Origin of the sequence: Rhodovulum sp. P5 (genome assembly GCF_002079305.1) — a bacterium.
Lineage (GTDB): Bacteria > Pseudomonadota > Alphaproteobacteria > Rhodobacterales > Rhodobacteraceae > Rhodovulum.
In genome coordinates this window covers 2,416,916-2,429,289 of sequence record NZ_CP015039.1, presented here as the reverse complement: position 1 = coordinate 2,429,289, position 12,374 = coordinate 2,416,916, and the positions used below count along the sequence as shown (strand labels likewise).

The window sequence follows — 12,374 nt, the reverse complement described above, 5'->3', positions numbered from 1 at the left end:
GAACGGAACAAAAACAGAATGTTTAGACGATTGTTTAGACATTCCTAGACGGAGGTGCTCTTGACGGCCCAATAGGGCGCTAAGCCATTGAAAGTAAATGGAGGCGAGTACCGGAATCGAACCGGTGTACACGGATTTGCAATCCGCTGCGTCACCACTCCGCCAACTCGCCAGAGCGGTCTTCTGAATAGGTGGCTAGTTCGGGGGCGTCAAGCCGTTATCTGCGCTGGTGCGACGGGCGCCACAGGGCAGCCCTTGAACCCGCGTCGGGGCCCCGTGTTGCGACGGGACCCCGGATCAGGCGGTCAGGCCAGTTGGCCGTGGCAATGCTTGAACTTCTTGCCGGAACCGCAGGGGCACGGATCGTTTCGGCCGGGGTTTCCCCATGTTTCGGGGCGGGTTTCATCGAATCCCTCGACAGCCCCTTCGGGCGCTGCCGGCGGGCTGCCCGGCAGGCCGGGATGGGCCGCGCGACCGGCCGCCGCCGCGGCATCAAGGCGCGCCTGCTGCTCGGCCATCTGGCGCATCATCTCTGCCTGTTCATCCTCGGTCAGCGGGCGGATCATGCCAAGTTTCTGGCTGACATCCTCCCGCAGACCGTTCAACAGCGACTCAAACAGCGCGAAGGCCTCGGTCTTGTATTCGTTCAGCGGATCACGCTGGGCATAGCCGCGGAACCCGATGACGGAGCGCAGATGCTCCAACCGCAGAAGATGTTCGCGCCATTTCGTGTCGATGGTCTGAAGCAGGACCTGCTTTTCGACGGTGCGCATCGCCTCGGGGCCGAACTGCGCCGCCTTCGCCGCCATCGCCTCGTCCGCGGCGGTGTAAAGCCGCTCGCGAATATCCTCGTCGTCGACGCCTTCCTCATCGGCCCATGCGGCGACGGGAGCGTCCAGGTTCAGCTGTTCGATCAGCGCGTTGTTCAGGCCCTGAGTGTCCCACTGGTCGGCATAGGACTTCGGCGGCATGTATTGTTCGACCAGATCGTCGATCACCTGCTGGCGCATGTCCTGCACGATGTCGGAGAGGTCGTCAGCCTCCATGATCTCACGGCGTTGGGAGAAGATGACCTTCCGCTGTTCGTTCATCACGTCGTCGAATTTCAGCAACTGCTTTCGGATGTCGAAGTTGCGCCCCTCGACCTTGGCCTGGGCCTTTTCCAGCGACTTGTTCACCCAGGGGTGCATGATCGCCTCGCCCTCCTGCATGCCGAGGGTCGAGAGCACCTTGTCCAGACGTTCGGAGCCGAAGATGCGCATCAGGTCGTCCTGCAACGACAGGAAGAAGGCGGACCGCCCCGGGTCGCCCTGACGGCCCGAACGGCCGCGCAACTGGTTGTCGATGCGGCGGGATTCGTGGCGTTCGGTGCCAAGAACGAACAGGCCACCGGCGGCAAGCACGCGGCGCTTTTCGTCGGCGTGTTCGGCCTCGATCTTCTGGCGCACCTCGTCGGGATGGGCGTTCGGGTCGGCGTCCAGCGCCTCCATCACCTTCATCTCGACATTGCCGCCAAGCTGGATGTCGGTGCCGCGCCCGGCCATGTTGGTGGCGATGGTCACAGCCCCATAGCGGCCGGCCTCTGCGACGATCTTGGCTTCCTGTTCGTGGTGGCGCGCGTTCAGAACGTTGTGCTCGATCTTTTCCTTCTTCAGAAGCTCCGACAGTATCTCGGACTTCTCGATCGAGGTGGTGCCGACCAGAAGCGGCTGGCCGCGCTTGTGCGCCTCGCGGATCGTTTCAACGATGGCGTTATTCTTCTCGTCGCCGGTCCGATAGACGGCGTCGTGTTCGTCGATCCGGGCGATCGGCATGTTGGTGGGGATCTCCACCACGCCAAGGCCGTAGATCTGCATGAATTCCTCGGCCTCGGTGGCGGCGGTCCCGGTCATGCCGGCGAGCGTGTCGTAAAGGCGGAAGTAGTTCTGGAAGGTGACCGATGCCAGCGTCACGTTCTCGGGCTGGATCGTCACGCCTTCCTTTGCCTCGATGGCCTGGTGCAGACCGTCGGACAGGCGGCGCCCGCGCATCATCCGGCCGGTGAACTCGTCGATCAGCATCACCTCGCCGTCGCGGACGATGTAGTCGCGGTCCTTCAGGAACAGCTTGTGCGCACGCAGGGCCTGCTGGGCGTGGTGGACGATGGTCGTGCTTTCGGGGTCATACATCGACTGCCCCTCGGGCAGGATGCCAAGCTCATGCAGACGGCTCTCCATGAACTCGTTGCCTTCTTCGGTGAAGGTCACGTTGCGCGTCTTTTCGTCGAGCTTGTAGTGCTCCTCGACCAGTTCGGGGGCGACCGCGTCGAGGGTCTTGTAAAGTTCCGACCGGTCCTGGCTGGGGCCGGAAATGATCAGCGGCGTCCGTGCCTCGTCAATCAGGATCGAGTCGACCTCGTCTACGATGGCAAAGTAGTGGCCCCGCTGGGCCATGTCCTTCAGCTCCGACTTCATGTTGTCGCGCAGATAGTCGAAGCCGAACTCGTTATTGGTGCCATAGGTGATGTCGGCGGCATAGGCGGCACGCTTTTCCACATCGCCCTGATAGGGGTAGACGCATCCGGTGGTCATGCCCAGCGCGGCAAAGACCTTGCCCATCCATTCCGCGTCGCGCTTGGCCAGATAGTCGTTGACCGTGACGATATGCACCGCCTTGCCCGTCAGCGCGTTCAGATAGGCGGGGAAGGTTGCAACCAGCGTCTTGCCCTCGCCCGTCTTCATCTCGGCGATGTTGCCGCGATGCAGGAAGATGCCGCCCACAAGCTGCACGTTGAAGGCCCGAAGGCCCAGCGCGCGGCGCGCGGCCTCGCGGCAGTTGGCGAAGGCTTCGGGCAGCAGGTCATCAAGGCTTTCGCCTTGCTGGTGGCGGCGGATGAACTCCTGGGTCTTTTCCTTCAGCCCCTCGTCGGTCAGCCCCTCGAAGTCCGGCTCCAGCTCGTTGATCCGATTGACGATCGGGCGGACCTTCTTGACCATGCGGTCGTTGCGGGTCCCAAAGACCTTCTTCGTGACTGTTCCGATGCCCAGCATGTTTTCTCCGCGGCGAATGCGTATCTGACAGGTTGTTGTTCGACGGACGCTTGCCCGCCTTGGTTCGCGGCAATAGAAGTGGCCTGCAAACGCCAGCGGGCCCCAAAAATCATCTGCGATGTAAGGGTCGGCCGGAATGGAGTCAACGCCGCCCAGTCGCGCGGCCCGCAAGGAGTACCCCGATGCATTTTGCCTTCAGACCGCTTGTCGCGCTGGTCCTTGCCGGGGGTCTTGCCCTGCCCCTTGCCGCCGAGGAGATCAGCGCCGACACCGTCGTGGCGCGCGTGGGGAACACCGAAATCACGCTGGGCCACATGATCGTCACGCGGGCACAGCTTCCGGCGGAATACCAGCAACTGCCCGATGACGTGCTCTATTCTGCGGTTCTGGACCAGTTGATCCGCCAGACCGCCGTTGTCGACAGCATCGGCACGGATCTGTCGCTTGGCGCGCGACTGGCGCTTGAAAACGAGCAACGCTCCTTCATCGCGGGCGAAGCGCTGTCGCGGGTCGCCGAACGCGCGGTGACAGAGGACGCGGTGCGCGAGGCGTATGAAGCCACCTATTCCACCGACCATCCCGACAAGGAGTTCAATGCCTCGCACATCCTTGTAGAGACACGGGAAGAAGCAGAGGCCATCATCGGAGAGCTTGAGAGCGGCGCCAATTTCGTGAAACTTGCCCGCGAGAAATCCATCGGCCCCTCCGGCCCGAATGGCGGCGATCTGGGCTGGTTCACCGAAGGCATGATGGTCAAACCCTTCGAAGACGCGGTGCTGAAGATGAAACCCGGCGAGGTTTCGGAACCGGTCGAGACCCAGTTCGGATGGCACGTCATCAAGCTGAACGACACCCGGCTGGCCGAGGCGCCGCGGCTGGACGACGTTCGGGCCGATCTGATCGAAAAGATCCAGCAGGACGCCATGGCCAATGCCATCGAGGACATCACCGCCGCGGCCGATATCACCCGGCCCGCAGTCGATATCGATCCCGCGCTTCTGAAAAACCGGGACCTTCTGAACGACTAAGGCCAAGGGGCGAAGGAACAGATGGGCAAAGACAAGAAGAAAAAGATCGAAAAGAAGATCAAGAACGCCAAGGTCAAACCGCTGAAGCGCGAAGTCGCCCGGTTGCGTCAGGAACTGGAAATCGTCGCCCAGAAGGTGCCGGCCAAGGTCCCGACGATTTCGCCGCTGGCACCCGCCGGTGGCTTTCCCGATCTTCCCGTGATCGAAGGCGTCGAATTCGCCGCGGCCGAGGCCGGGGTCCGCTACAAGGGTCGGCTTGACGTGATGCTGGCGCGCCTGGCCCCGGGGACGCAGATCGCCGGGGTGTTCACACGGTCGGCAACGCGATCGGCGCCCGTGCTCGACTGCCAGCAAAAGCTGTCACACTATTCGGGTGCAAGGCAGGGCGCGGCCATTCTTGTCAACTCCGGCAACGCCAATGCCTTTACCGGCAAGAACGGGGAACAGGCCGTGCACACCGTGACCGAGGCCGTTGCAAAGGCTGCTGGCGTGCCCGCGTCCCGCGTGTTTTCCAGTTCCACCGGCGTGATCGGAGAAGTCCTGCCCCATGACCGCATCACCACGGTCCTGGACAATCTGGTGGCAGACCTGTCCCCGCAGGCCATGCCACGCGCCGCCCGCGCCATCATGACCACCGACACCTTCGCCAAGGGTGCCGGGCGCACGGTCGAGATCGAGGGCGAGACCATCCGCATCGCGGGGATCGCCAAAGGCTCCGGCATGATCGCGCCCGACATGGCGACGATGCTGGTCTACATCTTCACCGATGCGAAAATCGCCCGGGAACCGCTGCAGCGGCTTCTGGGCCGTGTGACGGACGAGACCTTCAACTGCATCACCGTCGACAGCGATACGTCGACCTCCGACACCCTGCTTCTTGCCGCAACGGGCCGGTCACCCGCCCCCGAAATCACCGATCTGCGCAGCAAGGCCGCGCGCGAGTTTCAGGACGCCCTGCGGGGCGTGATGCTCGACCTGGCCCATCAGGTCGTTCGGGATGGCGAGGGCGCCACGAAATTCGTCGAGGTCGCCGTGACCGGGGCCGCCAGCAACGCCGATGCCAAGAAGGCCGCCATGGCAATCGCCAATTCGCCGCTGGTCAAGACGGCCGTTGCCGGCGAAGATCCCAATTGGGGCCGGATCGTGATGGCGGTGGGCAAGTCGGGCGCCAAGGCCGACCGGGACAGCCTGTCGATCCGCTTCGGCGACATACTGGTCGCGGAAAAGGGCTGGGTTTCGCCCGGCTATGCCGAGGAAGCCGGCGCTGCCTACATGAAACGGGACGATCTGGTCATCGGCGTCGATCTGGGTCTGGGCAATGGCGCGGCCACCGTGTGGACCTGCGATCTGACCAAGCGCTATATCGAGATCAACGCAGATTACCGCTCATGAAACTGGTTCTTGTGTCCGCGGTGGCGCTGATCGACGCCGACAATCGCGTGCTTCTGGCCCAGCGGCCTGAAGGCAAGTCGATGGCCGGGATGTGGGAGTTTCCGGGCGGCAAGGTCGAAGTCGGCGAAACGCCCGAGGCCGCCCTGATCCGAGAGTTGCAGGAGGAACTGGGGATCGAGGTGGCGCAGACCTGCCTCGCCCCGCTGTCCTTTGCCAGCCACAGCTATGACGACTTCCACTTGCTGATGCCGGTCTTTGCCTGCCGTAAATGGCGGGGCCAGGTGCATGGGCATGAAGGGCAGGTGCTGAAATGGGCATTTGCAAAGGATCTGGGCAAGTACCCGATGCCGCCTGCCGATATTCCGCTAATTCCCGTCCTTCGTGACCTGCTTTAACGCAAATGCCAGGTTTTTGAGCGTCTTAGCGGGCAAAATTCCAAGCTCTGCGCGGTTTTTGTACGTATCATGTTTACGAACTTATTGCTAAAGTAATTTTGTTGCAAAAATGGAAACGGCAGACTCATGATTCGCACAATCCTGTTGGGAACCTGTGTTTCGGTCCAGGGTTCCTTCGTTCGACACCTCGCAGACGGCAAGATCGTGGTTCGCGTGGGACAGCGGCTTTACGAAGGCCTTCCGGTCAACGCGACCGCCTAGGCGGCGGCTTTCCACTCACGCGACCAAGAAAAGGGGCGCCTTGATGGGCGCCCCTTTATCGTCAAACAGACAGTCGGCCGGAAATCATGCGAGCGTACGCTCGACCTCCTGCCGCTCGAAGATCTCGATGACATCGCCCGGGCGGATATCGTCGTAATTCTCAAAGGCCATGCCGCATTCCTGACCGGACTGGACCTCGGCGACCTCGTCCTTGAAGCGCTTGAGCGTCTTCAACGTGCCTTCGTGGATCACGACATCGTCGCGCAGCAGGCGAACGCCTGCGCTGCGCCGGGCCACGCCCTCGGTCACCAGACAGCCCGCAACCTTACCGACGCCGGAGACCTTGAAGACCTCCTTGATCTGGGCATAGCCGATGAAGTTCTCGCGAATCTCGGCCCCAAGCAGACCGGACGCCGCCGCCTTCACATCATCCACAAGATCGTAGATCACGCTGTAATAGCGGATTTCCACACCCTTCTGGTTGGCCGCGTTCCGTGCGGGCGCGTTAGCCCGGACGTTGAACCCGAAGACCGGCGCGCCAGAGGCCTCGGCCAGGCCCACATCGGTTTCGGTGATCGCGCCGACACCGGCATGCAGGACACGCACGCGGACCTCTTCGTTACCGATCTTTTCCATCGCCTGAACGATGGCCTCGGCCGACCCTTGCACATCCGCCTTGACGAGAACCGGAAGCTCCTGAACATTCTCGTCTTCCTTGGCCTTCGCCATGAGCTGTTCCAGCGTCGTGGCCGCCCCGGCAGCCGCGCGCTTTTCCTTGGCCTTTTCGTGGCGGTATTCGGCGATCTCGCGCGCCTGCGCCTCGGTCTCGACCACGTTCAGCACATCGCCCGCCTCGGGCGTGCCGTTCAGGCCCAGAACCTCGACCGGCACTGACGGTCCGGCTTCCTTGACCCGCTCACCCTTGTCGTTGACCAGCGCACGCACCTTGCCCCACTGCTCACCCACGACGAAGATATCGCCCTGGCGCAGCGTGCCCTTCTGCACCAGCACCGTCGCAACGGGGCCGCGGCCGACATCAAGCTGCGCCTCGATCACGGCACCTTCGGCGGCGCGTTCGGGATTGGCCTTGAGTTCAAGGATCTCCGACTGCAGCGCGATCGCCTCCAGAAGCTCGTCAAGGCCCTGCCCGGTATGGGCGGACACTTCGACATCCTGCACCTCGCCCGACATCTTCTCGACGATGACTTCGTGCTGGAGCAGATCGGTACGAACCTTGTCGGGATTGGCCGCGGGCTTGTCGATCTTGTTGATCGCGATGATCATCGGGACCTTGGCGGCCTTGGCGTGATTGATCGCCTCGATCGTCTGCGGCATCACCGCATCGTCAGCCGCCACAACCAGCACCACGATATCGGTCACCTGTGCACCCCGTGCGCGCATCGACGTAAAGGCGGCGTGGCCCGGCGTGTCGAGGAAGGTCAGCGTCGTGCCGCTGTCGGTCGTGACCTGATAGGCGCCGATATGCTGGGTGATACCGCCGGCCTCGCCCGCCACGACCTTGGCATTTCGGATCGCGTCCAGAAGCGAGGTCTTGCCGTGGTCGACATGGCCCATGATCGTGATGACCGGCGGGCGGCCCTCAAGGTCATCGGCCTTGTCCTCGACAGTCGCGATCACGTCCTCGACATCGGCATCGCTGACGCGCTGCACGCGATGGCCGAATTCCTCGACGATCAGTTCCGCGGTATCGGCGTCGATGGACTGGTTCTGCGTGACCATCATGCCGTTCTGCATCAGCGCCTTGACGACGTCAGCCACGCGTTCGGCCATCCGGTTGGCAAGTTCGGAAACCACGATGGTCTCCGGCAACTGCACATCGCGCACGACCTTTTCACGGCTCTCGGCACCGCCCATGGCCTTCTGCCGCATCCGTTCCTGCTTGCGCTTCATCGCGGCAAGCGACCGTTGCCGACCGCCTTCGCGACCGGACAGGGCCTGGTTGACGGTCAGCTTGCCAGAACGACGGCTGTCGTCCTTGCCCTTGCCGCGGGCCGGGCGGTCGTCGGTGCGTTCACGCTCACGATCAGTCTTGCGCGGCGTCGCGGTTTTGGGTGCGGCCTTGGCCGGATCGTTCTCGGCGGCGGGTTCAGCGGCCGCTTTGGGCGCAGGCTTCGCCGCCTCTGCCGCCTTCTTCTTGGCGGCTTCTTCGGCCTCGCGTTTCTTGCGCTCGGCTTCTTCGGCCTCGGCTTCCGCCTTGCGGCGGGCCGCTTCCTCGATCTCGCGCTGCTCGCGCTCCTTGGCTTCCTGTTCCTCGCGGCGGCGCTGACGCTCGATCTCGCGCTGGCGCTCGTCCTCCTCGCGTTGCTTGGCCTCTTCGGCCTCGCGCGCCTTGGCCGCCTGAAGCGCCTTCAGCCGGCGCTCCATCTCCGCGTCGGAAATGCCTGCGGGACGTTTCGACGGATCACCCCCGGCCGCGCCGCCGGCACCGGATTTCCCGGCGCCCTGCTTGGGCACGACAACGCGCTTGCGCTTGGTCTCGACCACCACGTTCTTGGTACGGCCATGGGAAAAGCTCTGCTTCACCTGACCGGAACGCGAGCCGCCGCGCAAACCGAGTGTCTTCTTGCCGTCACTATCGCTCATAAGGCCTTCAACCCTTTCCGGGGACGTCTTCCCCGATCTTCTTGCGCACGCCCGAAAGCTTGGCGGCATCCTCTACTACACGTTCAGTGAGTCCGCCAGTCGCAAGCGCGCCATGTATCACACTTTCCCTGCCGAATGCCAAACCCAATTCCGAGGATGACAAACAGCCGATATATCCGTCATTCCGACGCGGCGGTTTCAGCTTGGACTTGCCCCGCGCCGACCCGTCATGGGCCTGGATCAGCACCGCCGCCTGCCCGGTGTCGAGCCATGCCTTGACCTTTTCATAGCCCGCGACCGCCTGCCCGGCCTTGCGCGCCAGCGCCAACCCTTCGGTCACCCGGCGCAAAAGACCCGCCTCAAGCACCTGCAACAGGTCCTCTGCAACCGCAACCTGTTGACGCGCGGCGCGGGCAAAGAGCCGCTTCTTCATCGCCGTTTGCAGCGCGTCTCGATCTGCGCTCACCCAGATGCCCCGGCCCGGCAGTTTACCCAACAGGTCCGGAACGATCTGCCCGTCGGGGGCGACCACAAAGCGGATCAGCCCAGCCTTGGGCTGCACCTCTCCGGTCACGATGCAGCGCCGTTCGGGCCCGTCCTTCGCCTTTGCCGCACCGCCCCGCGTCATACGCCCCGCCCGAAACCGGGGATCAGACCCCGGCCTCCTCCTGAACGTCTTCTTCGCCGGCCTCTTCGTCCTCTTCCTCGTCGGACTCCAGTTCGGCAGGATCGACCCAGCCCAACTGGATTCGGGCGGTCATCACGAGGGTCTGGGCCTCTTCCAGCGAAACGTCGAATTTCTCCAGAAGACCATCGTCCTTGACCCGCTCGCCGTCGACGGTTGTCCAGCCACCGGCAAGTTCCCAGTCCGCACAGGTCGCGAAGTCCTCAAGCGTCTTGATACCGTCAGACGCCAAGGCCTCAATCATCTGGGGTGTAAGACCCTCAAAGTCAACAAGGCTGTCTTCCACGCCCAATTCGCGGGCATGATCCAGCGCCTTGCGGTTCTGTTCTTCCAGGAAGTCGCGGGCCCGGGCCTGCAACTCGGCCGCCGTGCCCTCGTCCACACCATCGATGACCAGAAGTTCATCGACATCGACATAGGCGACTTCTTCGAGGTTGGTGAAGCCTTCAGAGACCAGAAGCTGGGCGAAGAACTCGTCCAGATCGAGCGTATCCATGAACAGCCGGGTGCGTTCCTCGAACTCGGCCTGACGACGCTGGCTTTCCTCCGCCTCGGTCATGATGTCGATGTCGAGACCGGTCAACTGGCTGGCAAGGCGCACGTTCTGGCCACGCCGCCCGATGGCCAGCGACAGTTGCTCATCCGGGACCACGACCTCGATCTTACCGGCTTCCTCGTCGATCACGACCTTCGACACCTCGGCCGGTTGCAGCGCGTTCACAAGGAAGGTCGCCTGATCCTCGTTCCAGGGGATGATGTCGATCTTCTCGCCCTGAAGCTCGTTCACCACGGCCTGCACGCGGGACCCCCGCATACCGACACAGGCGCCGACCGGATCGATGGAGTTGTCGTAGGAAATCACGGCAATCTTGGCGCGGCTGCCCGGATCGCGGGCCACGGCCTTGATCTCGATGATGCCGTCATAGATTTCCGGCACTTCCATCTTGAACAGCTCGGCCATGAACTGCGGGTCCGTGCGCGACAGGAACACCTGCGGTCCCCGCGTCTCGCGCCGGACATCCTTGATATAGCAACGAATCCGGTCGTTCGGGCGATAGCTTTCACGGCCGATTTTTTCGTTACGGCGCAGGATGCCCTCACCCCGGCCGATATCGACGATGACGTTGCCGTATTCCTCGCGCTTGACCTGCCCGTTGATGATGGTGCCGGCGCGGTCCTTGAATTCCTCGTATTGCCGGTCGCGCTCGGCCTCGCGCACCTTCTGAAGGATGACCTGCTTGGCACTTTGCGCGGCGATCCGGCCCAGTTCGACGGGTGGCACCTCGTCCACGATGGTGTCGCCAACCTGCGGATTGTCGAGATACTGCTTGGCCTGGGCAACGGTCAGTTCCGCCTGATAGTTCTCAAGCTCCTCATCCTCGACCACGGTGCGCACGCGGGTGAAGGTCGCCTTGCCGGTCTTGCGGTCGATGGCGACGCGAATGTCCATCTCGGCGCCATAGCGGGACTTCGCCGCCCGGGCGAGGCTCTCTTCCATCGCCTGCACGACCAGATCGGGGTCGATCATCTTCTCGCGCGCGACCGCCTCGGCGGTTTGCAGCAGTTCCAACTGGTTGGCAGAGGTAATCGCCATCTCTTACTCCTCCTGCGGGACGGATGCCTGATCCGTCTCGATCTCGTCAAAGGCGGATTCGTCCACCACACCCGCATCCTTCCGCGCCCTCAGCATGTCGCGGATCAATTCATCGGTCAGCACCAGCTTGGCATCCGACAGCCACTCGTAATCGAGCCCGATGGTGATCGGTTCGCCCTCGGGGCCGTCGATTTCGATCAGCACCTCGTTGCCCTCGACCCCGGCCAGCACGCCCTTGAAGCGGCGGCGCCCGTCGATCAACTCCGCGGTTTCCAGCTTGGCCTCGTAACCGTCCCAGGTCTCGAAATCCTTCAGCCGGGTCAGGGGGCGGTCGATCCCGGGGCTGGAGACCTCAAGCGTATAGGCATCCTCGATCGGATCCTCGACATCCATGACGGCCGAGATCGCAATCGAAATCTCGGCGCAGTCGTCGACCTCGATCCCGCCCTCGGGACGCTCGGCCATGACCTGAAGCGTCTTGGTCTTGCCGCCCATCAGGCGAACGCGCACCAGTTCAAAGCCCATCCCCTCGATCACGGGGGTCAGGATCTCGGCCAGGCGCCGGTCGATGGCGGTCTTGGCGATGAGGTCGGCCATGGAACATCCAGACATAAAAAAACGGGCCAACGGCCCGTGCATATTCCACCGGTGGAGGGTCGGGGGTGGAGGCCGATCCGCCGTTGTTGAGGGGCGTATAGGACGAAAGCCCCTCCCGTGCAAGAAGATTATGTTGCGGCCCGGTCCGAAGACGCCCGTCAGCCCACCTTCCGCGCGATCAGGAACAGCGCGGACCGACCGCCCTCGGGCAGCCATTCATCAACGATCTTGAACCCGGCCGCCTCGATATCGGCCTTCAGGCGGTCCTCGGTCAGCAGGTGGAACAGCGGCAACAGCTGCACCATGTGCCCCAGCTTGACGATGATCCGGAACAAAAGCGGCGCGCTTGCCGCGCAGGCGGTGCTGGAGACGAACACACCATTCGGGCGCAGCATCTCGTGCACATGGGCCAGCGCGCCCTTCCGATCCTCAAGCAGGTGCAGGACATTGTGCGCCATGACCATGTCATAACAACCCGGGCGCAGGCCCATGTCTTCCAGCCGGGCGACCTCGAACCGCACATTGTCGATGCCCTCGGCCAGCGCCTTTTCCTGCGCGATCTCGATCATGTTGGCCGAACAGTCGATCGCGGTGACCTGTTTCACGAAGGGCGCATGGGCCAGCGCCGTCGACCCGGTGCCGCAGCCGAATTCGAACACTTCCATCTCGGGCGAAAAATGGGCCCGCGTGCGCGTCAGCTTTTCCTCATAGGTTTCGGGATCGCGCAGTGGCATCCGCGCATACCGACGGGCCAGACGGTCCCAGAACCGGACATTCACACTCATCTTG

General features: G+C 63.1%; 9 protein-coding genes and 1 tRNA gene. 3 read left to right on the top strand and 7 right to left on the bottom strand.

The genetic code is table 11. The features are described from left to right. Positions 1-98: 98 nt before the first annotated feature. Both RGUI_RS11755 and secA read right to left on the bottom strand, forming a co-directional pair. Positions 99-172, bottom strand: a tRNA-Cys gene (locus RGUI_RS11755). Positions 173-305: 133 nt separating this feature from the next. Then, entirely contained in the window at positions 306-3,029 is a 2,724-nt protein-coding gene (gene secA, locus RGUI_RS11750; RefSeq protein WP_081533238.1) for a preprotein translocase subunit SecA, read from the bottom strand. 182 nt (positions 3,030-3,211) lie between these two features. Here secA and RGUI_RS11745 point away from each other — a divergent pair, with 182 nt between their 5' ends. Genes RGUI_RS11745 through mutT form a run of 3 tightly spaced genes read left to right on the top strand, consistent with a single transcriptional unit; the run spans position 3,212 to position 5,844 of the window. Continuing rightward, on the top strand, positions 3,212-4,057 hold the full coding sequence (locus RGUI_RS11745) for a peptidylprolyl isomerase (protein WP_081533237.1): 846 nt from the start codon (positions 3,212-3,214) through the stop codon (positions 4,055-4,057). Positions 4,058-4,078: 21 nt separating this feature from the next. Beyond that, on the top strand, positions 4,079-5,449 hold the full coding sequence (gene argJ, locus RGUI_RS11740) for a bifunctional glutamate N-acetyltransferase/amino-acid acetyltransferase ArgJ (protein ID WP_081533236.1): 1,371 nt from the start codon (positions 4,079-4,081) through the stop codon (positions 5,447-5,449). Next, the gene (gene mutT, locus RGUI_RS11735) at positions 5,446-5,844 is read left to right on the top strand and encodes an 8-oxo-dGTP diphosphatase MutT (RefSeq protein ID WP_081533235.1); all 399 of its coding nucleotides are present in this window, start codon (positions 5,446-5,448) and stop codon (positions 5,842-5,844) included. The genes argJ and mutT overlap by 4 nt, the downstream gene beginning before the upstream one ends. A 345-nt stretch (positions 5,845-6,189) precedes the next feature. Here the strand turns inward: mutT and infB are convergent, their stop codons facing one another. The 5 genes from infB to RGUI_RS11710 all read right to left on the bottom strand — a co-directional run bounded on the left by infB (position 6,190) and on the right by RGUI_RS11710 (position 12,370). Beyond that, positions 6,190-8,709, bottom strand: a complete 2,520-nt coding sequence (infB, locus tag RGUI_RS11730) for a translation initiation factor IF-2 (protein WP_081533234.1) — start codon at positions 8,707-8,709, stop codon at positions 6,190-6,192. Between the two features lie 7 nt (positions 8,710-8,716). After that, a complete protein-coding gene (locus RGUI_RS11725) occupies positions 8,717-9,337 on the bottom strand; it encodes an RNA-binding protein (protein WP_081533233.1) in 621 nt (206 codons plus the stop codon). Positions 9,338-9,359: 22 nt separating this feature from the next. Continuing rightward, on the bottom strand, positions 9,360-10,988 hold the full coding sequence (gene nusA / locus RGUI_RS11720) for a transcription termination factor NusA (RefSeq protein WP_081533232.1): 1,629 nt from the start codon (positions 10,986-10,988) through the stop codon (positions 9,360-9,362). Between the two features lie 3 nt (positions 10,989-10,991). Next, the gene (gene rimP, locus RGUI_RS11715; protein ID WP_172841131.1) at positions 10,992-11,585 is read right to left on the bottom strand and encodes a ribosome maturation factor RimP; all 594 of its coding nucleotides are present in this window, start codon (positions 11,583-11,585) and stop codon (positions 10,992-10,994) included. A 158-nt stretch (positions 11,586-11,743) separates the two neighbouring features. Continuing rightward, the gene (locus tag RGUI_RS11710) at positions 11,744-12,370 is read right to left on the bottom strand and encodes a bifunctional 2-polyprenyl-6-hydroxyphenol methylase/3-demethylubiquinol 3-O-methyltransferase UbiG (protein ID WP_081533231.1); all 627 of its coding nucleotides are present in this window, start codon (positions 12,368-12,370) and stop codon (positions 11,744-11,746) included. Positions 12,371-12,374 lie beyond the last annotated feature (4 nt).

Excerpts from the sequence above, each read along its gene's own strand:
- rimP (WP_172841131.1), bottom strand. The coding sequence starts at position 11,585 with ATGGCCGACCTCATCGCCAAGACCGCCATCGACCGGCGCCTGGCCGAG.
- secA (WP_081533238.1), bottom strand. The coding sequence starts at position 3,029 with ATGCTGGGCATCGGAACAGTCACGAAGAAGGTCTTTGGGACCCGCAAC.
- RGUI_RS11725 (WP_081533233.1), bottom strand. The coding sequence starts at position 9,337 with ATGACGCGGGGCGGTGCGGCAAAGGCGAAGGACGGGCCCGAACGGCGC.
- RGUI_RS11710 (WP_081533231.1), bottom strand. The coding sequence starts at position 12,370 with ATGAGTGTGAATGTCCGGTTCTGGGACCGTCTGGCCCGTCGGTATGCG.
- mutT (WP_081533235.1), top strand. The coding sequence starts at position 5,446 with ATGAAACTGGTTCTTGTGTCCGCGGTGGCGCTGATCGACGCCGACAAT.
- RGUI_RS11745 (WP_081533237.1), top strand. The coding sequence starts at position 3,212 with ATGCATTTTGCCTTCAGACCGCTTGTCGCGCTGGTCCTTGCCGGGGGT.
- infB (WP_081533234.1), bottom strand. The coding sequence starts at position 8,709 with ATGAGCGATAGTGACGGCAAGAAGACACTCGGTTTGCGCGGCGGCTCG.
- nusA (WP_081533232.1), bottom strand. The coding sequence starts at position 10,988 with ATGGCGATTACCTCTGCCAACCAGTTGGAACTGCTGCAAACCGCCGAG.
- argJ (WP_081533236.1), top strand. The coding sequence starts at position 4,079 with ATGGGCAAAGACAAGAAGAAAAAGATCGAAAAGAAGATCAAGAACGCC.